Origin of the sequence: Pseudomonas sp. R37(2017) (assembly GCF_002113375.1) — a bacterium.
Taxonomy (GTDB): Bacteria; Pseudomonadota; Gammaproteobacteria; order Pseudomonadales; family Pseudomonadaceae; genus Aquipseudomonas.
On the sequence record NZ_NEHO01000004.1, the window covers coordinates 68,539 to 88,988 of the forward strand.

17 protein-coding genes are annotated in these 20,450 nt (G+C 59.4%); 8 read left to right on the top strand and 9 right to left on the bottom strand.

From position 1 onward, the window contains the following. Positions 1 to 40: 40 nt before the first annotated feature. From cmoB to CAG47_RS08325, 7 genes are all read right to left on the bottom strand, one after another. Positions 41 to 997 (bottom strand): tRNA 5-methoxyuridine(34)/uridine 5-oxyacetic acid(34) synthase CmoB, encoded by a 957-nt coding sequence (gene cmoB, locus CAG47_RS08295; protein WP_085724407.1) that lies wholly within the window; start codon positions 995 to 997, stop codon positions 41 to 43. After that, on the bottom strand, positions 994 to 1,737 hold the full coding sequence (gene cmoA, locus CAG47_RS08300) for a carboxy-S-adenosyl-L-methionine synthase CmoA (protein WP_085724408.1): 744 nt from the start codon (positions 1,735 to 1,737) through the stop codon (positions 994 to 996). Before cmoA ends, cmoB begins: the two co-directional genes overlap by 4 nt. Positions 1,738 to 1,925: 188 nt before the next feature. Then, positions 1,926 to 2,561 carry a lysoplasmalogenase gene (locus CAG47_RS08305; protein WP_085724409.1) on the bottom strand — a complete coding sequence of 212 codons (636 nt, stop codon included), beginning with the start codon at positions 2,559 to 2,561 and terminating at the stop codon, positions 1,926 to 1,928. Positions 2,562 to 2,563: 2 nt separating this feature from the next. After that, positions 2,564 to 2,956 (bottom strand): protease inhibitor I42 family protein, encoded by a 393-nt coding sequence (locus CAG47_RS08310; protein ID WP_085724410.1) that lies wholly within the window; start codon positions 2,954 to 2,956, stop codon positions 2,564 to 2,566. A gap of 216 nt (positions 2,957 to 3,172) precedes the next feature. Continuing rightward, entirely contained in the window at positions 3,173 to 5,590 is a 2,418-nt protein-coding gene (gene lon / locus CAG47_RS08315) for an endopeptidase La (RefSeq protein WP_085724411.1), read from the bottom strand. A 313-nt stretch (positions 5,591 to 5,903) separates the two neighbouring features. Beyond that, the gene (locus CAG47_RS08320; protein WP_085724412.1) at positions 5,904 to 8,315 is read right to left on the bottom strand and encodes a glucose/quinate/shikimate family membrane-bound PQQ-dependent dehydrogenase; all 2,412 of its coding nucleotides are present in this window, start codon (positions 8,313 to 8,315) and stop codon (positions 5,904 to 5,906) included. A 284-nt stretch (positions 8,316 to 8,599) separates the two neighbouring features. After that, a complete protein-coding gene (locus CAG47_RS08325; RefSeq protein WP_085724413.1) occupies positions 8,600 to 9,982 on the bottom strand; it encodes a carbohydrate porin in 1,383 nt (460 codons plus the stop codon). A 270-nt stretch (positions 9,983 to 10,252) separates the two neighbouring features. Between CAG47_RS08325 and CAG47_RS08330 the strand changes: the two genes are divergently transcribed. Both CAG47_RS08330 and CAG47_RS08335 read left to right on the top strand, forming a co-directional pair. Further along, complete coding sequence (locus tag CAG47_RS08330) at positions 10,253 to 10,483, top strand: VF530 family DNA-binding protein (RefSeq protein WP_046041003.1); 231 nt, start codon at positions 10,253 to 10,255, stop codon at positions 10,481 to 10,483. Positions 10,484 to 10,563: 80 nt separating this feature from the next. Further along, on the top strand, positions 10,564 to 11,127 hold the full coding sequence (locus CAG47_RS08335) for a Pr6Pr family membrane protein (RefSeq protein ID WP_177408953.1): 564 nt from the start codon (positions 10,564 to 10,566) through the stop codon (positions 11,125 to 11,127). 188 nt (positions 11,128 to 11,315) lie between these two features. On the opposite strand, the gene CAG47_RS08340 is transcribed toward CAG47_RS08335, so the two are convergent. Both CAG47_RS08340 and CAG47_RS08345 read right to left on the bottom strand, forming a co-directional pair. Further along, a complete protein-coding gene (locus CAG47_RS08340) occupies positions 11,316 to 12,098 on the bottom strand; it encodes a siderophore-interacting protein (protein ID WP_085724414.1) in 783 nt (260 codons plus the stop codon). Continuing rightward, positions 12,095 to 12,670: a PadR family transcriptional regulator gene (locus CAG47_RS08345; protein WP_085724415.1), complete on the bottom strand. Its 576-nt coding sequence runs from the start codon at positions 12,668 to 12,670 to the stop codon at positions 12,095 to 12,097. Before CAG47_RS08345 ends, CAG47_RS08340 begins: the two co-directional genes overlap by 4 nt. A gap of 505 nt (positions 12,671 to 13,175) precedes the next feature. Here CAG47_RS08345 and CAG47_RS08350 point away from each other — a divergent pair. From CAG47_RS08350 to CAG47_RS08375, 6 genes are all read left to right on the top strand, one after another. Further along, positions 13,176 to 13,661: a CS1 type fimbrial major subunit gene (locus CAG47_RS08350; protein ID WP_085724416.1), complete on the top strand. Its 486-nt coding sequence runs from the start codon at positions 13,176 to 13,178 to the stop codon at positions 13,659 to 13,661. 106 nt (positions 13,662 to 13,767) lie between these two features. Next, entirely contained in the window at positions 13,768 to 16,290 is a 2,523-nt protein-coding gene (locus CAG47_RS08355) for a TcfC E-set like domain-containing protein (RefSeq protein WP_085724417.1), read from the top strand. A 39-nt stretch (positions 16,291 to 16,329) separates the two neighbouring features. After that, positions 16,330 to 17,070 (top strand): pilus assembly protein, encoded by a 741-nt coding sequence (locus tag CAG47_RS08360; protein ID WP_085724418.1) that lies wholly within the window; start codon positions 16,330 to 16,332, stop codon positions 17,068 to 17,070. 104 nt (positions 17,071 to 17,174) lie between these two features. Then, complete coding sequence (locus CAG47_RS08365) at positions 17,175 to 17,663, top strand: CS1 type fimbrial major subunit (RefSeq protein ID WP_085724419.1); 489 nt, start codon at positions 17,175 to 17,177, stop codon at positions 17,661 to 17,663. 61 nt (positions 17,664 to 17,724) lie between these two features. After that, a complete protein-coding gene (locus tag CAG47_RS08370) occupies positions 17,725 to 18,981 on the top strand; it encodes a hypothetical protein (RefSeq protein ID WP_085724420.1) in 1,257 nt (418 codons plus the stop codon). A 617-nt stretch (positions 18,982 to 19,598) separates the two neighbouring features. Beyond that, positions 19,599 to 20,429 (top strand): hypothetical protein, encoded by an 831-nt coding sequence (locus CAG47_RS08375; RefSeq protein WP_371917187.1) that lies wholly within the window; start codon positions 19,599 to 19,601, stop codon positions 20,427 to 20,429. The last annotated feature ends 21 nt before the right edge of the window (positions 20,430 to 20,450 follow it).

Consider the following 20,450-nt stretch of genomic DNA (forward strand, 5'->3'; position numbering starts at 1 on the left):
TCGCTCCCACAGGTGATCTCTATTGGCAGGAGATCGGGCGCTACTTACGGGCCACAATCACCGCCCGCATCGGCGCCGGCAGCCCTTCGATGGTCTTGCTGTGATCCTCGGGATCGAGGAAATCGCTCAGCGACTGATACTTCATCCACTCGGTGCTGCGTTGTTCTTGCACCGTCGTGGTGCTCACATCCACGCACTTCACATTGGTGAAGCCCGCACGTCGCAGCCACAGCTCCAGCGCCGGCACCGACGGCAAGAACCATACGTTGCGCATCTGCGCGTAGCGGTCTTCAGGCACCAGCACCTGATGTTTGTCACCTTCGACCACCAGCGTCTCCAGCACCAGTTCGCCACCCTTGACCAGGCAATCCTTCAGCGCCAGCAAATGCTCGATCGGCGAACGGCGATGGTAGAAAACACCCATGGAAAATACCGTGTCGAAACCTTCCAGATTCGGCGGCAGGTCTTCGAACGGGAAGGGCAGGTGCCAGGCATTTGGTTCGGACAGGTAGCGCTGCACCGCCTGGAACTGGCAGAAGAACAGCCAGTTCGGATCGACACCGATCACGCTGTCGGCACCGGCGCCAAGCATGCGCCACATGTAGTAGCCGTTGCCGCAGCCGACATCGAGGATGCGCTTGCCCTTGAGGTCCAGATGCGGAGCGACCCGCGACCACTTCCAGTCCGAGCGCCATTCGGTGTCGACGTGCACGCCGAACAGGTCGAATGGCCCCTTGCGCCATGGCGACAGGCCCATCAGGGCGCTGCGCATTTGCGCGCGGGTTTCAGCGTCGCAATCGGTGTCCAGCTTCAAGCCCTTGAGCAAATCGACTTCGCTCGGCTGGATCTGCGGCAGGGCATCCAGCGCGCTTTGCCAGCGCTCGAGGTCGCCGTGACCTTTTTCCATTTTCTTGTCGAGTTGCACTTGCAGGGTGTTGGCCCAGTCGGCCAGCGGCGTACCGGCCAGACGGCGGGCGAGGGGAGACAGATCAATCATGGCAAGGCAATCAACGAGGCAAAGTTAAGACATTGGAACCACGGCACGACTTTAGAGAATCCGGCGGCCAGCAGGCGTTCGCGGTGTTCTTCGAGGCTGTCGGGCTTCATGACGTTTTCGATGGCGCTGCGCTTCTGGGCGATTTCCAGCTCGCTGTAGCCATTGGCGCGTTTGAAGGCGATGTGCAGATCGGTGAGCAGTGCGTGTTCCCGCTCGTCTTCGAAGCGCAGTTTTTCCGAGAGGATCAGGGCGCCGCCGGGCAACAAAGACTGGCGGATACGCGACAGCAATGCCGTGCGCTGGTCCGGGGCGATGAATTGCAGGGTGAAGTTCAGCGCGACCACCGAGGCCGGCTGGAATTCCAGGGCGAGGATGTCGCCCTCGATCACTTCGACCGGCAGCAGCTCCTGGAACATCGAGTCCTGACCGTTGAGGTACTCGCGGCAGCGCTCGACCATGGCCGCCGAGTTATCCACAGCGATGACGCGGCAACCGTCGGTGCGAACGTGGCGACGCAGGGCCTGGGTCACGGCACCCAGCGACGAGCCCAGGTCGTAGAGCACGCTGCCCGGCTGGGCGAACTGCGCGGCGAGCACGCCGAGGTTTTCCACGATGGTCGGATAACCTGGTACCGAGCGCTTGATCATGTCCGGGAATACCCGCACCACGTCCTCGTTAAAGGCGAAGTCAGGCACCTGGGCCAAGGGCTGGGCGAAAAGGCGATCGGGTTCTTTGCTCACGGCGGTTCCAGCGGTGTAGGTGGAAAAGGCCGGCATTTTAGCCAAGTTGGCGCGGGGATGCGCGGGTTGTCTGATAAAGCGGTGGGGCGGTCCGGATTCTTCGTTGTCAGTGAGATCGCCTTCGCGAGCAGGCTCGCTCCCACAAGGATTGCGCTGTACCTGTGGGAGCGAGCCTGCTCGCGAAGAACTCAGCGCGGTTTTGTGCCAAATGCCGAGGCAGTGATCCCCCATTGCCCCAACCAGTAACTGAGGATGATCACGTACGGCGCGGCATCGAACGGCACCACGAAACGGCTGATGCCAATCACGCTGTCGGAGAACACGAACGCCACTGCTCCGCCTGCCGCCAGCAGCGCCGAACGCTTGGGCACGTCGGTGCCAAGCCGTGCAAGCGCGCGCCAGAGCATGGCGCTGATCGCCGTGCCATAGACAATCACGGGCACCAGCAGCGGGCCGAGGCCGTTGGAAATCAGAATCCCCAGCAGGATGGTACCAACGCCGAGGGCCAGCACCAGCGGCAGCAATGCCGGACGCCGGCAATCGCTCAAGTACGCTTTCAGATAGGCCAGGTGGGCGACCAGAAACGCCCCGAGGCCGAACACGAACAAGTCTCCCGGCCACGCCAGCAACACGTCGCCGACCAGGGAGAAGATCAAGCCCAGGCTGATCCAGCGCCGATACTCGCCTGGCGGTGCGTCATGCAGCCAGCCGAGCAAGGCCAGTACCGGCAACGGCTTGACCAGCAGACACAGCAGGGAGGCATGCACGCTCAGGCCATAAAGGAAGGTCACCGCGCCCATCAGCGCCAGAATCAGCCAGCCCACGGTCAGTTGACCGAGATCGCGCAGTCGAACGAATCCACCGGCAAAACTTCCGGCGCCCACGGCTGTTGCGATGTCAGGCGCAAGCGTCCCGTACCGGTCGCGAAGGCCTGGAAGCGCCAGGTCGAGACCCCGGCTGAACCGACGATTCCGGCATCTTCCGGGTTTCGATAAACCTCTGGCCCGAGGGCGTGCAAGACGCCGCCGGCCGAATCCTGGATCGCCCAGCGATAGCCCGTGGTCGGATTGCTCGGCAAGCTCAGGATCAGGTTTTGCCCATTGCTGAGCTGCACCGGACATTCGCTTTGTTTTTCCACGGTCACATTGTGCGCAGGTTGCGTGGTGCACGCGGCCAGCAAGGCGAGGGCGAGGGGGGCAAGCAGGCGAATGGGGGACATAGGCTCAGGGGCTCCGACGTTCACGACGAACGGCGAGCATAACTTAAGATGAGACAAAGTGTGACAGTCAGCCTTCGGTGGTGTCAGGGCTGACGCCTTCGCGAGCAGGCTCGCTCCCACAGTGGTCCGCGGTGTTCACAAATTTTGTACTCACTGCAGTCACCCTGTGGGAGCGAGCCTGCTCGCGAAAGCGGCAGTACAGGCGCTACAGGAACATCAGAACAACACCTTCGCCACATCCGCAAAGCGCTTGGCAAAGTGCACGGTAATGCCTTCCTTCAGATACTCCGGCAGTTCCTCGAAATTCCCCCGGTTGGCCTCCGGCAGGATCAACTCGAAAATCTTCTGCCGCCGCGCCGCAATCACCTTTTCCCGCACGCCGCCAATCGGCAGCACATGCCCGGTCAGGGTCAGTTCGCCCGTCATGGCCACGCCTTTTTTCGGTGGTTGATTGCGCGCCAGCGAGAGCAGGGCACTGGCCATGGTCACGCCGGCGCTCGGGCCGTCTTTCGGCGTGGCGCCTTCCGGTACGTGCAGGTGGACGAAGGCTTCGTCGAAGAACTTCGGATCACCGCCATAGGACTTCAGGTGCGAGCTGACGTAGCTATAGGCAATTTCCGCCGACTCTTTCATCACGTCGCCCAATTGCCCGGTGAGCTTGAACCCACGGTTGAGGGTGTGGATGCGCGTGGCTTCGATCGGCAGGGTCGCGCCGCCCATGCTGGTCCAGGCAAGGCCGGTGATCACGCCGACCCCCGAGAGCACCTGCTCGTTGCGGAACACCGGTTTGCCGAGGGACGTTTCCAGGTCTTTCGGGCCGAGCTTGATCACCGCATCCGGTTCGTCGAGCAGTTTCATCACCGCTTTGCGCACCAGTTTGCCGAGGTTTTTTTCCAACTGGCGTACGCCGGCTTCACGGGCATAACCGTCGACCAACGCCTTGAGCGCGCTGTCGCTGATGCTCAGGTTGCCCTTGGACACGCCGGCTTTCTCAAGCTGCTTGGGCCACAGGTGACGCTTGGCGATGGCGACTTTTTCTTCGGTGATGTAACCCGCCAGGCGAATCACTTCCATGCGGTCCAGCAGCGGGCCGGGGATCGAATCGAGGGTGTTGGCGGTGCAGACGAACAGCACTTTCGACAGGTCCAGACGCAAGTCCAGATAGTGGTCGAGGAATTCGACGTTCTGCTCCGGGTCCAGGGTTTCCAGGAGCGCCGAGGCCGGGTCGCCCTGGTAGCTCTGGCCCATCTTGTCGATCTCGTCGAGCATGATCACCGGGTTCATCACTTCGACGTCTTTCAACGCCTGCACCAGTTTGCCCGGCTGCGCGCCGATGTAGGTACGACGGTGGCCCTTGATCTCGGCCTCGTCGCGCATGCCGCCAAGGCTGAAGCGATAGAACGGCCGGCCCAGGGATTCGGCGATGGACTTGCCGACGCTGGTCTTGCCCACGCCCGGCGGTCCTACCAGCAACACGATGGAGCCGCTGATCTCGCCTTTGTAGGCCCCGACCGCGAGGAATTCGAGGATGCGGTCCTTGATGTCGTCGAGGCCGGCGTGGTGCTTGTCCAGCACCTTGCGCGCGTGCTTGAGGTCGAGCTTGTCCTCGCCGTACACGCCCCAGGGCACCGAGGTCGCCCAGTCGAGGTAATTGCGAGTGACCGCATACTCGGGCGAGCCGGTTTCGAGCACCGACAGCTTGTTCATTTCCTCTTCGATGCGTTTCTGCGCTTGCGGCGACAGCACTTTGCCGGTCAGCCGCTGTTCGAACTGTTCGAGGTCGGCGCTGCGGTCGTCCTTGGTCAGCCCCAGCTCCTGCTGGATGACCTTGAGTTGTTCCTTCAGGAAGAATTCGCGCTGATGCTCGCCGATCTTGCGGTTAACTTCGGCGGAAATCTCTTTTTGCAGGCGCGCGACCTCGACTTCCTTGCGCAGCATCGGCAGCACTTTCTCCATGCGCTTGAGCATGGGCACGCAGTCGAGCACTTCCTGCAGCTCGCTACCGGTGGCCGATGTAAGCGCGGCGGCGAAGTCGGTCAGCGGCGACGGATCGTTGGGGCTGAAGCGGTTGAGGTAGTTCTTCAGCTCTTCGCTGTACAGCGGGTTGAGCGGCAGCAGTTCCTTGATCGCATTGATCAGCGCCATGCCGTAGGCCTTGACCTCGTCGGTCGGCTCGGTGGGCTGGTGCGGGTATTCGACCTCCACCAGGTACGGCGGGCGGTGGTGTTTGAGCCAGCTTTTCAGGCGTACGCGGGTCAGGCCCTGGGCGACGAACTGCAGCTTGCCGTTTTCGCGGCTGGCGTGATGCACCTTGACCAGGGTGCCGTAGAGCGGCAGGGCCGAGGTGTCGAAGTGGCGCGGGTCTTCCTGGGGCGTATCCATGTAGAACAGGGCCAGGGAGTGGTGTTCGGACTTGGCCACCAGGTCGAGGGTCTCGGCCCACGGCTCTTCGTTGACGATGACCGGCAACACCTGGGCCGGGAAGAACGGTCGGTTGTGGATCGGGATGACGTAGACCTTGTCCGGCAGGTTCTGGCCGGGCAGGGCCAGGCCTTTGCCGGTGGTGTGGTGCGGGGCGTTTTCCGGGTCGGCGTATTCGCTTGGGTCTTCGGGGAATTCCTGCTGGTCGCTCATGGGGGCACCTGCGCAATGGGTATGGGTCTTAGATGGGGCAGGTTGGCGGTGGTTTCAACGGTCATTTTCTGCAACGCGGTGTTTGGTTCAGCGCAGAGACAGGTTAGCTGGATTTCGGCACGACACCGTTCAACTGTAGGAGCGAGCATGCTCGCGATAGCGTTATTTCAGACACCTATGATGTCGACTGATACTCCGTCATCGCGAGCATGCTCGCTCCTACAGGGGGGGGGGCGGGGGGATTTGAAATCCGCGGTCACAAAAAAGGCGACGTCCTTACGGGCGTCGCCTTTGGTTTTACTGCCGCTGAAACTTATTCCGACAGTTTGTACGCAATCACATAGTCACCCATTTTGGTGCCCAGCGAGCCGTGGCCACCGACGACAAGCAGCACGTACTGCTTGCCGTCCTTGCCGGTGTAGGTCATCGGCGTAGCCTGGCCGCCAGCCGGCAGGCGCGATTTCCACAGTTCCTTGCCGGTATTGACGTCATAGGCGCGCAGGTACTGATCCAGCGTGCCACTCAGGAAGCCGACGCCGCCGGCAGTGACAATCGAACCACCCATGCTCGGCACGCCAAGGTTCATGCCGACAGGAATTGGCGAGCTGTCGCGGCTGGTGCCGTTCTTGCGTTTCCACACGACTTTGCCGGTGGTCAGGTCGATGCCGGCCACGTAGCCCCAGGCCGGAGCCTGGCACGGTACACCGAACGGCGACATGAACGGGTGCATGATCACCGCGTAAGGCGCGCCCGTGTTCGGTTGTACGCCCGATGTTTCACTCTCGCGCTTGCTGCCGGCCGCCACTTCGGCGCGAGGCACCATTTTCGAGACGAAGGCCATGTAGTTCGGGCTGGTGAACAGCATCTGGCGAACCGGGTCGACCGAAACGCCACCCCAGTTGAAGACACCGACGTTACCCGGATAGATCAGGCTGCCCTGTTCCGATGGCGGGGTGTACTGGCCTTCGTAACGCAGTTCCTTGAACTGGATGCGGCACAGCATCTGGTCGAACGGGCTGGCACCCCACATGGCTTTCTCGGTCAGTTCCGGGGCCAGCAGGTTCAGGTCCGAACGAGCCTGGGTCGGCGCGGTGTGGTCACCTTTTACGGCCCCCTGGGGAACCGGGATCTCCTTGATCGGGATGATCGGCGTACCGTCGCGACGGTCGAGGACGTACAGGCTGCCCTGTTTGGTCGGGGCGATCAGTGCCGGTTTCACGCCGTCGGCGGTTTTCATGTCCAGCAGGGTCGGCTGGCTGCCGACGTCCATGTCCCACAAGTCATGGTGAGTGAACTGGTAGTTCCAGCGCACCTTGCCGGTGGCCAGGTCCAGCGCGACCAGGCCGGCACTGAACTTCTCGGCGCCCGGGGTGCGGTCTGCGCCCCACTGGTCGGGCGTCTGGTTGCCCAGTGGCAGGTAGACCATGCCGAGTTTTTCGTCGACGCTGGCCAGCGACCACATGTTGGCCGAGTTGCGGCTGTAGTGTTCGCCCTCTGGCAACGGTGCGGTCGCGTCGGGATTGTTGCTGTCCCAGTTCCACACCAGATGACCGTCGCGTACGTCAAAGGCACGGATCACACCGGATGGCTCGTTGGTCGACTCGTTGTCGGTGACGTGACCGCCCATGATCACCAGGTCGCGGGTGATCGCGGCCGGCGAGGTGGCGTAGTAGCCACCGGGGGTGAAGGGGCCGATGCCTTGAGTCAGGTCGACCACGCCGTTTTTACCGAAGCCTTCGCAGATCTTGCCGGTGTCGGCGTTCAGGGCGATCAGGCGCGCATCAGCGGTTGGCAGGTACAGGCGACGCGGGCAGGCCTGGGCGACGGCTTTGCCGGCCTCGGAAATCACTGCCGAGGCAGCGTTTTCAGACTTGGCGTAGGCCGCTTCGTCGTAGTACGACACGCCACGGCAGGTCATGTGGGCAAAGCCCTTGAAGCCCACCGGGCTCTTGATCTGCGGGTCGAAACGCCACAGTTCCTTGCCAGTGTCCGGGTCCAGCGCCAGCACCTTGCTGTGGGCGGTGCAGGCATAGAGCATGCCGTTGGCCTTGAGCGGGGTGTTTTCGTTGGTCAGTTCCACCGGGTCGTCGGCGGTTGGCAGATCGCCGGTCTGGATGCGCCAGGCTTCTTGCAGCTTGCCGACGTTGGCCGGAGTGATCTGCTTGAGCGGCGAGTAGCGGTCACCGAATTCGCTGCGGCCATAGGCTTGCCAGTCGCCTTCGGGCATCTGCGGCGCAGTGCTGGTCATGTCCGCGGAGTCGCGGCCCAGTTCGCCGAGGGTTTCGCCCGGATGGGTGAACTGGCTGGCCACGGCGGTGGCGCCGGCCAGGACCACGGCCACGCTCAAGGCGCCAGTGCCCATGGGGGCAGGGCCGTTGACCAGCAATGGACGACGGAACCACGGCAGCAGCAACACGACGCCAAGGGCAAACCACAACGCCAGGCGCGGCACCAGTTGCCACCAGTCGAGGCCAACTTCCCACAGCGCCCACAGGGTGCTGGCGAACAGCACGAGTGCGTACAGGCCCAGCGCGGCACGGCGCGCGGCGATCAGCAGGATGCCGGTCAGCACGATGCCGATGCCAGCCAGCAGGTAATACAGCGAACCGCCAAGCAAGCTCAGCTTGATCCCCCCGGCCAGCATGGCCAGGCCCATCAGCAGAAGCAGGATACCGAGCAGGGTCGGCAACAGACGGCTTCGACTCGAGGCACTATCAGTGCTCATAGTGTGATTCTCCGTGACGTTACAAGTAGTCCCGCACAAGTTCACTGTAGATGACGATCCTGTGCGGGCATGGTTCAGATAAAGCTGGATCGGTTGACGCATACCCTTGCAGGAGTGAGCTCTGTGGCGAGGGGGCTTGCCCCCGTTGGGTTGCGAAGCGACCCCAATACCTGCAACTGCGGCGTGTCAGGCACACCGAGTGCAATGCTTTGCGACTGCTTCGCAGCCGAACGGGGGCAAGCCCCCTCGCCACATGTCGCTCCCACAGGGTTTTGGTTTGTTGGTCAGAACGACGACTGGACCTTGATCCCGCCAATCAGCGCGTCATCGACCTCGTTCACGCCACCGGGATGGCGGATGTATTGCAGGTTCGGGCGCACGGTCAGCCAATGGGTCACGTGCACGCCGTAATAGAGCTCGGCGCTGTATTCGGTGTCCTGGGGCGGCAAGAAGGCCGGATTGTCGAAGTCGAAGACGGCGTGGGCCTGATTGGTCGCCTCGGCATTCTTGCGAAACGCCGGGTTGACGTGGACGCGGGCCATGGCGAAACCGATGTCGTCCCTGGCGCGTGCGTCGAGCAGGCCTTTGTAGACGAGACCGGCCTGGACGTAGTTGTCGATGGCGTTGGTCTTCTTGTCGTGCATCGTGCCATTGGCGAACAGGCTCAGACCGCGGGAGTGATCACTGGCGAGGCTGGTGACTTGCTGCTGAAGGCCCAGCCACACGCCGTGTTTGCTCGACGCGCTGCGATAGGCTTCGCCAGTCAGGGCGGCCGGTTGGCCGTTGCTGTCCTTGTAGACGTCGGTGGCGTTGGCGCTGCTGTAGTAGTAACCGGCGCGGTATTCACCCGGCAGGCCGTTGAATTTCGGTGCCCACACCAGTTCCACCGGCAGGACCGCTCCCTGGGTGCCGCTGCCGCTGAGCTTGAAGCCGTTATCGCGATCAAGGTTCGACGGATTCTGCTCGTACGCGCCGACCTGTGCGTAAAGCTGCGGTGTCAGGTGATATTTGACCCGCAGCGCCCACTGGCTGACCGGCCAGTTGTACCAGATGTCACCCGCCCAGTTGCCGACCTGGGAACCGCAGAACGCCAGGTTCTGGAAGTCGCAGGGGAAGCTGTTGAAATCTTCGCCTTCACCGAAACGACCGACCTTGATGTCGAGTTTTTCGTCGAGGAATTTCTGCTGATACCACATCTGCGTCAGGCGCCAGGTCTGGCCACGGCCCCAGACTTCCTGGGCCGAAGTGAAGCCGCCGACCCGCGGGTCGTTGATGCGGTCGTTGCTGATGTTGTTGCCGCTGCGTTCGGTGATGGTCAACTGAAATTCGGCGTCGTTCCAGCCGAGAATCTTCTGCAAGTCCAAATGAGCGCCGAGAGCAAACTGGTCGCTGTAGCGGGCAGTCCGGTCGTGGTCGTAGCCGCCGTGCAGATTGCTGCCCATTTCACCGGTGTAATCGACTTTGAAGTCGTAACCTTTTTCCGCAAGTTCGCTGCGAGTGCCGTTCCAGTCGCCGAGCATCCACGGCGAGTCGCTATCGAAGGCAGGCGCGGCTTGAACGCATGAGGCAAGGCCCAGGGCGGTAAGGCCGGCGATCAGGGGCAAGATGTTTCGGTGGGCGGCAGTTGCAAAGACAGCGCTGTCTCGCAAAGATTCAAAGTCAGGCATAGAGACGGAATTCTTGAGCTTTTTCTGGGGGTAAACGGAAAGCAGCAGGCGTGAAGTGAGCAGCGGAAGCGTTTCAGCAGGCAGCGGGTGCAAGGATAATGTTCTGTTACAAATAGAGAAAGGGCTTTTGCTGATAGGCATCCTTTCGGATTCTGTAACAGTGGCACTCGCTCCTACAGGTTCACCTACATTTGATAGATCGCTTCCACCCGAAGAAGCCCTCGGCTAAGGTGCGCGGCTTCCCCATTCCAACATCGCTGAAGGCCTGGCATGACCGAACACAACACTGACCCGCTGCATGGCGTGACGCTGGAGCAAATCCTCAACGCGCTGGTTGAACATTACGAATGGTCGGGGCTGGCCGAGCGTATCGATATCCGCTGCTTCAAGAGCGAGCCGAGCATCAAGTCGAGCCTGACATTCCTGCGTAAAACCCCCTGGGCGCGGGAGAAGGTCGAACGTCTTTACGTGAAGTTGATGCGCACCAAGCGACCGCTTTGAACAGGGTCAGCCCGTCCGGGTTTCGCCGTCATTTCGTGGCCGTTGCCGCCTTGCTCGGCTGGGTCGGATTGAGCATCCAGATGTACCTGATTTTCCATTCGCGCTGGTCGCTGGGCGCCAGCCTGATCGGCGGGCTGGTGAGCTTTTTCAGCTACTTCACCGTACTGAGCAACACCCTGGTGGCGACCGTACTGACCTGTGAATGGACATCCCGCGAGTCAGCCGCGCGCCGCTGGTTCCTGCAGCCCGGGGTCAGCAGTGCGGTTGCGGTGAGCATCGCCGTGGTGAGTCTGGGCTACAACCTGTTGCTGCGCCACTTGTGGCATCCCGAGGGCTGGCAATGGCTGGCCGATGAGCTGTTGCACGTCATCATGCCGTTGCTGTTCCTGGGGTATTGGTGGCATTACGTGCCCAAGGGCACATTGCGCCTGTGGCATATCGCGGCATGGGTGATCTATCCGGTGTTGTACTTCGCCTATGTACTGTTGCGCGGGCATGTTCTGGCGGTTTATCCGTATCCCTTCGTGGATGTGGACAAACTGGGTTATCCACAGGTGTTCATCAATGCCGGCGGGTTGTTGGCGGGGTTCGTGGTGATTGCCTTGCTGGTGGTCGGGCTGGACCGGTGGCGCGCTCGAACATGAGCGCGGATATGGCGGTGTGGAATGCTTTTTGTGGCGAGGGGGCTTGCCCCCGTTGCGCTGCGCAGCGGCGCTAAAACCTGCGACCAGTGAAGGTCTGGCACACCGGGGGACTTGTTTTGCGACTGCTACGCAGCCGAACGGGACGGTGCGGCGTTCCGACAAGCCCCCTCGCCACAATGTGACTCCAATCACTCCTCGGCGCTGTCATCCAGTTTCCAGTACCCGACCGCCTTGACGAACTGCTCGTCCAGCCCGTGCTCATCCAACAGCACCCGCCGAATCTGCCGCGACACTTTGCTCTCGGTCGCCACCCACGCGTACAGGCTGCCGGTCGGCACCTGGATCTGGCGCACGGTGCTCAACAAATGATCCTTGCCACCTTCGCGCAGCACCCAGATCACATTGACCTCGGCAGCGCTGTGCAGCGCTTGCTGCTCCTTGCCGTTCTCCACTTCCACGATCACCAACGCACGGCGGTTCGCCGCCAGGCTTTCCAGACGCCTGGCGATGGCGGGCAGGGCGGTTTCGTCGCCGATCAGCAGATAGCTGTCGAAGATGTCCGGCACGATCATCGACCCCCGCGGCCCGCCGATGTGCAGGAACTGCCCCGGTTGGGCTTGCGCCGCCCAGGTCGAGGCCGGGCCGTCGCCGTGCAGCACGAAGTCGATATCCAGCTCCAGGCTATCGAGGTCGTAGCGGCGCGGGGTGTAGTCGCGCATCTCGGGCAGCGGACCGTTGTCCTTGCCGGCACCCAGCACCAGGGTTTCCAGTGCCGCCGCTTGCTCGGCATTCTGCGGGAACAACAATTTGACGTGATCGTCCGTGCCCAGGCTGACGAACCCTGCCAATTCCGGCCCGCCCAGGGTAATCCGGCGCATGCGCGGGGTCAGGTCGACCACCCGCAGCACTTCCAGGCGACGGCGTTTGATTTCGTGCATGACACGGTGAATGGTGGTGATCACTTCAGTCATTCGGCGTTCTCCTGAACGGGCTGAACGGCGGGGCCGTCGACGATGGCCTTGGCGGTGTTGTTGAGCAGATCGCGCACCCGCAGGATTTCGTCCGGGCTCCAGCGCCCATGGTGCATTTGCAGGGCATGGCGCAGGTTGTGCACCGCCTCGTGGATTTCCGGCGGGCGATCATGACCGCGCAGTGAACGTTTGCTCACGTCGATGCGCACGCGCACACCTTCCAGGGCGACGGCTTGTTCGATCAGGGATTGGCGTCCGGCGTCGGTCACGCTGTAGCGTTTTTTCCCGCCTTCGGCGTCGCCCTGGATCATTTCGCTCTCTTCCAGAAAGGTCAGGGTCGGGTAGATCACGCCGGGGCTCGGGCTGTAGGCGCCGTCGAACATGCCTTCGATCTGGCGGATCAGGTCGTAGCCGTGGCAGGGCTGTTCGGCAATCAGTGCCAGCAGCAGCAGTTTCAGGTCTCCGGGGGCGAACACCCGGGGTCCGCGACCGCCGCGTTCGCGTCCGGGCCGCCTGTCGAAGCCTTCGCGGCCATCGCCGTGCTCGCGGTGGGGGGAATGATGGTCTCTCATTTGTGCTTTCTCTCGTCGTGTTTAGATACAACGTAAGATATATCTTAAGAGACTGGCAAGGCCTTCTGACCAACGGCAGCTCTCGAGCGAAGCATCAAGACCGTTCATCAGACCGGGAAAAAAGTGGCTATTACCAGGAGTCAAACAACAAAAATTAGTGTTAACTCTCTAATGTTGTGTTTTCGCCTATTGTTTGTTGGGCTTGTGGTATCGGTCTTACAGAAGTAACTTTGACAATATTTGATTATCATTGCTTGTAGTGCGCGGTTTGTAGTCTGTCTCTTACAGTCAAGCATTAACTTTTATAATGTTTCAGGTTTTTTCTTTCTGTGTCGATCGCACTTTGGCTACGCACTCGCAGGAACTTGCCTGCTTACTTGCCAGATCATTTGAACGATCATCTTTCGGCGTTGAAAGTTCAGCTGGGCAACTAGCTGCTCGTGACGGTTTTGCTCAGCTTGAACTTTCAATGAATCGATCCTTTTAAAAAGACAGGTACTGAAAGATGTTCAAGAAAATCGCGTTCGCTGCTCCTCTGGCTGTTCTGGCACTGAGTTCCTCGATGGCGTTTGCTGTGGAGCCGATTACAACCTCAATTAACGTAAGAGCATTTATCCCCACCTCTCTTTTCAATGCTGCGCCTCAAAACCCAAACTTTGGCCAAGATGAAGTCATGACTCAACTCGGTAGTGGCGATCTGTCGACGGTCGACGCCGTCTTCAACCTGAAGCACACAGATCCGAAAGGTGCCATCAATGCTCTGACGGAAGTTGATGTGGCGCTGTATAACGGTCGTGACAGCATTCCGCTGACCGTCACTATCGGCAGTGTCGTCGTGGACGAAAACACAAAGGAAATCGTGAACGAAACCGAGTCTGTGGCAGGTGTACAGCGTACCTTGAGGATCAAGGCCGCCACCCCGTCCGCCACTCAAACCGGTGACTATGCTGGCAGCTTCGCGGTGGTGTTCGAACCTGTCATGAAGCCTTGATTGATCCAATGCTCTTATAAGGCGTTCTTTGTTAAACGTCTGCCAACCAGCCATGGAACGATGGCTGGTTGGCGTCGGCTTGTTATGAAATCAGAGTATTCCGATCATGTTCCCGATGACTCCCATCGCGGCAGCGTTCGCGCTTTTTTTGTGCGCGAGCGCATTGGCTGCGCCAACTAATAACGCCATTACTCCCCGAGGCTTACTTGCTCAAGCGAAAGGTTTGCCAGCAGACTTCGAAGAGCATTTTTTCGATGTGCCATTGGCTGTTCGGGTGGAACTTGATCAACAGCAATTGGGTGAGGCGATGATTGTATTATCTCGCGATGATCGAATTACCCTGCTCGAATTTACCGATGTTGGCGATAGCAGTATTTCTGCCAGTGAACGTGAGGTCTGGGCCGCTTACTTAAAGAAAGGCGTCACCCTCGGTGCGTGCGAAGGCAGTTGTCCAGAGCAGATGCTGGCCGTGCATTACAACCTGCAGAATTCATTGGTGTCGATTGCCACTGAAAACGCCGAGCGCAACACGGATGCCAAACGGTATTACGATTTGCCCGAAGGCGGCAGTACCGGCTTGATCGTGCGTAATCAGTTGAACCTCAACGGTGGCCAGGAACAGGACCTCGGTGGGCGCTATGGCCTGGAAGCCAGCAGCAGCCTGGGCAACTGGACCCAAAGCGTGAATATGCAACTGGCCCGTTTGGGTGGCCCGGACGATAAGCTCTATCACTCGGTATACGAGCTTTTCACCCAGCGTGAACTCGAAGGCAGTTTCCTGCGCCTGGGCTACTTTACCCCCAACTCCGAAGGGTTGAGCCGTCAGCCGCGTTCGTTCGGCGCCAGCCCCGATACGGCGGCTGGCCTGATGTATGGCAGCTCCGACAGTCTGGCCATCAACAGCCCCAAGCCCAGCGTTTACCCGATCTACGTCACCGCCAACCGTCAGGCTTCGGTGGAAATCTTTCGCAACGGCTTGCTGATCAATACCCAGCCGGTGGATGCCGGTCTGCAAACTCTCGATACGCGCCCCTTGCCGGGCGGGATCTACGAAGTGGAGGTGCGCCTGATTGAAGACGGTCAGATCACTTCCACCACCCAAGAGCTGATATACAAACCCACCAACTGGCACAACCAGGACAGTCGCTGGCGTTACAACCTATTCGCTGGCCAGGAAAGCAAGTTGCTCAGCAATTGGGACGAGCAGGCTTATGGCGACATGACCGCCGGCGCCGCCGTCAACTTCCTGCTGCACCCTCGGGTGATTCTCGGTGTGTCGGGTCGCCAGGTGCGAGACAAGATGCAATATGGCACGTCGGTCGACTGGACCCTGGCGAACAACACCAGTCTGTTCGCCAACGTCTATGAGACTGAAGACCATGGCACCGGCATGGACCTGCAAGCGATGTACAACTATGGCGCCGGCAGTGTTTTCGCCACCCATAATCGTAGCTGGCTGGACACCACCAATACCTTCGAAACCCTGCCCGACGGCACGCGGGTGCGTCAGCGCAATGTGTTTGTCGGCCAGACCAGCAACTCGTCGTTATCGGTGAATCATCGGGTCAGCAGCCGAAGCTCGATCAACGGTCGCGTTTCCCACAGCGATGGCAATGTCGAAGGTGTTGGCGTTGACCTCGGCTGGACCCAGCGCGGCAACCTGTTCGGCAGCGATGCCAACTGGCGCTTCTCGGTGTTCGATCGCCCCGGCAGTTTCAGCAGTGGCGACAAACGTAACCGAGGTGTCGACCTGAGCGTCAGCCTGGCACTCGGCGGGCCGGGTGAGCAGTGGTCGGGTAGCGTTGGTTCTCGGACCTCCCGTGAGGGTGGCCGTGACAACAACGCCTCGCTGACCTATCGCAAGGACCTGCAAGACCATGTGCTGCAAAACGTATCGGCTACGGCGATTACCGATACCTATGGCGTCGGTCTTACCGGCATGACGAGTTTCCGCAATGACGCCATCAATGGTGATGCCTTCGTTCAACGCTCCTCTTTCAATGACAACCTCTCCGGCGGTTTGAACCTCGACAGCACAGTGGCCGTGGGTGGCCAAAGCATCGTCATGACCAGCCAGCATCATGGTTCAGGTGCCGGGATGATTGTCGACGTCGAGTCCGATCTCGATGACATTGCCTTGCGCGCCGACGACTTGAGCGGCGGCAGTGCTAGCCTGCGACCGGGGCGCAATTTCATCCCGATCACCGCCTACAAAAGCAGTTCGGTGAGCTTCGACTTCGAAGGTAACCATCCGCCGGCCGCGAGCATTCAGCCGCCACGTACGCGCTATCACTTGAACAAGGGGGGTGTTGACTACCGCAAGATCACCGTCAGCAAAACCCTGACTGTCCTTGGCCGTTTGATCGACTCCCAAGGCAAACCGCTCAAGGGCCATCACGTCATCAACCACGCCAGCCGTGGGGTAAGTGAAGTGGACGGGTTCTTCTCCATGGAAATGAACGCCGGTTCACCGACTCTCGAAGTGCGCTACGGCGAGCAACTGCTTTGTCAGTTCCGCCTGGACACCAGTCGTGGGCGAACTGAAAACAATGTGTTGATGATCGGCGATTTGCGGTGCACGCCCGATACGGTGGCAGACGCAAATTTCATGGCTCAGTCGGCGGGTTGATGACCGCTTTGAAGTGATTGATTTGCGAGGGATAGGACTATGAAGCGTTTGTTGGCAGTGTTTGGTTTTTGCGTATTCACCACGTCGGCCCATGCCGCTCCGAATATTAATATCGGCAGCGTGTATGACTATCTGGACGGGGATAAGAGTACTTTTTTGAAGCGGGTATTCAATGGTGGGGACAGCACCGCGTTCGTCAAGGTCAACATTCTCGAAATCCTCTATGACGCCGATGGCACCTTGCGGGAAGTGCCGGTAAAGACCCAGGTCGATACCGATGCTCGTGATGGTTTGATGGCCAGCCCGGCTCGGCTGATTGTCCCCGCTAATGGCATGCAGGGTACACGCCTCTTGTTCATGGGGGAGCGCGACAGAGAGCGGTATTTCAGAGTGCGTTTCGTGCCAGTAGTGCCCGAAAAGGAAGACGAGTTTGCGGTCTCTGGCGAAGAGCGAGAGGACTATAAGAAGAACCTGTCTGCCGGGGTCACCATACTGGCCGGTTACGGTGCAGTGTTCTTTGTTCGCCCCAAGGAAACGCGCTTCGATAGTGTGATCGAGAACGGAGCGGGGAATTATCTCATCCGCAACAACGGCAATAGCGTGGTGATCGTCGACGAGTTCAAGGATTGTTCAGTCAAGAACGAGTTGGACTGTCTGCCCGCCACCAAGCATCACGTTCTTGCCGGTCGGACTTTCCAGTTCGAAAAACAGGTTGGCCGTGAATATCGTTTCACAGTGATTGAAGGCGACGCGACTAAAAAACTGGAAGTGAGAGGGTAGTGCCATGGACTGTAAACCAATCGAGTCCGAGCCATTTCAAGTCTTGCTTCTGACAGGCGTAGCGGTTTTCGTAATTTTCGAAGTGCAGGCAACGGGTCATCACTATGTTTAGAAAATTATTAGCGAAGACTTTATTAGTGTTTCTGGTGCTGAACGGCAAGTACGCATTTGCGGTGGTAGAGCGCGAAACCTTTGAAGTGTCGGTCACTATCCCGAGCGCTGATTTTTACGTGCTGCCCGTGGACCCTGAATGGCTGGGTCGTGAACAGAAACTGGATTGGATTCAGTCGTCTGAGGACTTGAGCCGGCTGCGTAAAAGTTTCGATGTCAAAAACACTAATGGCTCAATCCTCGCCCGTTTATCTACGGAGCCTTATTTAAGCAATGGCAGGGAGAATGACAACATCGCACTGGATGTGAGTTTCAACAGGAAAAAACTCACGGTGGATAACGCAGAAGTTGTCTCGGAAGTAGACGGGAAAGCAGGTAGGCGGGTGTGGTTGGACATCGCTGCAGTCAAGCCGCAAGACGGCTTCAAGCCCGGTGAATATTACGGCAGTGTGCATATGATTTTTGAGGCCATCGCTCCTTGATCTCGTTTGGGGCAATAGGTGGCGGGTATTCCGTAATGTTGGAATTTCAGGTTGATTCAAAATGAAGTTATTTTTTTCGCTAAGAACGATGGCTGTGTGCTCGCTTGCGGCAGGTTTACTGGCCGGTCTGCATGCGCCCTCCGTCGGCGCGGTGGAGCAGGAAATAACCGCGAAGTTTGTGCCTGACCCGGCAAATCCCTTGGTCAACAAGTTTGTCAACACAACCCCGCAAACTGGCGTATGTCCGAACTATATATCCGGCACCTGTGCGCGATTAGGCATCTTCAGTTTGCGGGTGCCCGGGCTGCAATTTAAATCGACGCAGCCAATTCCGGCCGGGCATACCGATCCCCGACAGGGCGCGACCTTCAGCGTGCCATCGAGCTGGCGCTCAGTGGACGTCGTCCATAGTCGCACAGGTGAGCGAGAGACTGTTGAGATACGAATTGCTGGGATCGGTGGAACCTGGGCTCTCGCCAGGCCACCGGGCGTCAGTGCCTGGACCCCACCGGGAGGCACCCGTTGGCGTGAGCCATGGACAAGACCACCGGCCCCTTGTACCGGTCTTGACATAAATGTTGCAGGGACTTTTTTCGCGTTTTTCTTTTGGCTCATTCCTGAAGGCGCGGGGGCCTGCGGCCTGGTGCCGACTATGGATATCCCCTGGTTCGATCACCGCGAAGTCGAATACGTCTACGAACTCAGGACCCCCAACCCTCTGGGCATGTCTTCGGGGCAATATCAGGGTTCATTGACCTATACCGCAGGCCCCGGTGGTGATTTCGACATGGGCGATGTCATGTTGCCAAACGACTCGGTCATCACGCTCAATTTCATCCTGGATGTCCAGCATTCGCTGAAGGTCGAAATCCCGCCGGGGGGTAACCGAATCGAATTACTGCCTCAAGGTGGTTGGCAGGCCTGGTTGAATCATGGACGCAAGCCGGTGCGCCTGTTTCGCGATCAGACGTTCAACTTATCGTCCTCGTCGCGTTTCAAGATGCAGCTGGAATGCCAGTACCCCCTTGGCAATACCTGTGCATTACGCGATACGGCCTCAACTGATCTTGTGCCCTTGAATACCAGCGTGAGTTTACCCGGCGGACTGACGGATGCGGCGGGACAGCCGGTTCAGCGCCGTCCGCTGCAACTCGATGGTAGCGGTACCGAGTTGTTTCAGCCTGGCTTTTATGTCGAACGCAAGCCTGGAACCCTGCACTTTGAAGTCTCCAGGGAGCACGTCGAACAGCTATTACACCCGGGTGTTTCCAAAACCTATGCGGGGAGTGTCACGGTGATCTGGGATTCGGAAGTTTGAAGTTCCCTGCTGAAAGGCTCCGATGGACTCTTCAGTGGAGGGGCTGCGGTCAAGCCGCAAGACGGCCGCTAGTCCCGGTGAATATTACGACAGTGTGCATATGATTTTTGAGGCCATCGCTCCTTGATATCGTTTGGGGCAATAGGTGGTGGGTATTCCGTAATGTTGGAATTTCAGGTTGATTCACAATGAAGTTTTTTTATTCGCTAAGAACAATGGCTATATGCTCGCTTGCGGCAGGCTTGCTGGCCAGCCTGCATGCGCCCTCCGTCGGCGCGGTGGAACAGCAAATAACTGCGAAGTTTGTGCCTGACCCGGTAAATCCCTTGGTCAACAAATTTGTTAATACAACCCCGCAAAGTGGTGTATGTCCAAATCATGTACCCAGCACCTGTGCGCGATTAGGCATTTTCAGTCTGCGGGTACCCGGCCTGCAATTCCGTTCTACTCAACCCATTCCGGCTGGGCATGCTGATCCCAGGCAGGGGGCTACCTACAGCGTACCGTCAAGCTGGCGACCACTGGAGGTTATCCACAGTCGTACAGGAGAGCGAGAGACTGTTGAGATGCGAGTCGCCGGAATTGGCGGTACCTGGTACCTGGAGAGGCCACCGGGAGTGAGTGCCTGGACACCGCCGGGGGGCGGCTATTGGCGCAATCCATGGACAAGACCACCGGCCCCCTGTACCGGTCTCGACATAAACCTCGCCGGGGTCGCTCACGCGTATTTCTTTTGGCTCTTTCCTGAAGGCGCGGGGGCTTGCGGCGTAGTGCCCACTCTGGATATTCCGTGGTTCCAACACCGCGCAGTCGAATACGTCTACGAACTCAGGACCCCCAACCCTCTGGGCATGTCTTCGGGGCAATATCAGGGTTCATTGACCTATACCGCAGGCCCCGGTGGTGATTTCGACATGGGCGATGTCATGTTGCCAAACGACTCGGTCATCACGCTCAATTTCACCCTTGATGTCCAGCATTCGCTGAAGGTCGAAATCCCGCCGGGGGGTAACCGAATCGAATTGTTGCCTCAAGGCGGTTGGCAGGCCTGGTTGAATCACGGACGCAAGCCCGTGCGCCTGTTTCGCGATCAGACGTTCAACGTATCGTCCTCGTCGCGCTTCAAGATGCAGCTGGAATGCCAGTACCCCCTTGGCAATACCTGCGCATTACGCGATACGGCCTCAGCTGATCTTGTGCCCTTGAATACCAGCGTGAGTTTACCCGGCGGACTGACGGATGCGGCGGGACAGCCGGTTCAGCGCCGTCCGCTGCAACTCGATGGTAGCGGTACCGAGTTGTTTCAGCCCGGTTTTTATGTCGATCGCAAGCCCGGAACCCTGCACTTTGAAGTCGCCAGGGAACACGTCGAACAGATGTTGCGCCCAGGTGTTTCCAAAACCTATGCGGGGAGTGTCACGGTGATCTGGGATTCGGAAGTGGGTTGAAGGGCTCCCTGAAGGCTCCGA

Coding starts and splice junctions, on each gene's coding strand:
- CAG47_RS08365 (WP_085724419.1), top strand. CDS start 17,175: ATGTTTAGAAAATTATTAGCGAAGACTTTATTAGTGTTTCTGGTGCTG.
- lon (WP_085724411.1), bottom strand. CDS start 5,590: ATGAGCGACCAGCAGGAATTCCCCGAAGACCCAAGCGAATACGCCGAC.
- CAG47_RS08325 (WP_085724413.1), bottom strand. CDS start 9,982: ATGCCTGACTTTGAATCTTTGCGAGACAGCGCTGTCTTTGCAACTGCC.
- CAG47_RS08370 (WP_085724420.1), top strand. CDS start 17,725: ATGAAGTTATTTTTTTCGCTAAGAACGATGGCTGTGTGCTCGCTTGCG.
- CAG47_RS08340 (WP_085724414.1), bottom strand. CDS start 12,098: ATGACTGAAGTGATCACCACCATTCACCGTGTCATGCACGAAATCAAA.
- CAG47_RS08330 (WP_046041003.1), top strand. CDS start 10,253: ATGACCGAACACAACACTGACCCGCTGCATGGCGTGACGCTGGAGCAA.
- CAG47_RS08335 (WP_177408953.1), top strand. CDS start 10,564: ATGTACCTGATTTTCCATTCGCGCTGGTCGCTGGGCGCCAGCCTGATC.
- CAG47_RS08310 (WP_085724410.1), bottom strand. CDS start 2,956: ATGTCCCCCATTCGCCTGCTTGCCCCCCTCGCCCTCGCCTTGCTGGCC.
- CAG47_RS08320 (WP_085724412.1), bottom strand. CDS start 8,315: ATGAGCACTGATAGTGCCTCGAGTCGAAGCCGTCTGTTGCCGACCCTG.
- CAG47_RS08360 (WP_085724418.1), top strand. CDS start 16,330: ATGAAGCGTTTGTTGGCAGTGTTTGGTTTTTGCGTATTCACCACGTCG.
- CAG47_RS08355 (WP_085724417.1), top strand. CDS start 13,768: ATGTTCCCGATGACTCCCATCGCGGCAGCGTTCGCGCTTTTTTTGTGC.
- CAG47_RS08350 (WP_085724416.1), top strand. CDS start 13,176: ATGTTCAAGAAAATCGCGTTCGCTGCTCCTCTGGCTGTTCTGGCACTG.
- cmoB (WP_085724407.1), bottom strand. CDS start 997: ATGATTGATCTGTCTCCCCTCGCCCGCCGTCTGGCCGGTACGCCGCTG.
- CAG47_RS08345 (WP_085724415.1), bottom strand. CDS start 12,670: ATGAGAGACCATCATTCCCCCCACCGCGAGCACGGCGATGGCCGCGAA.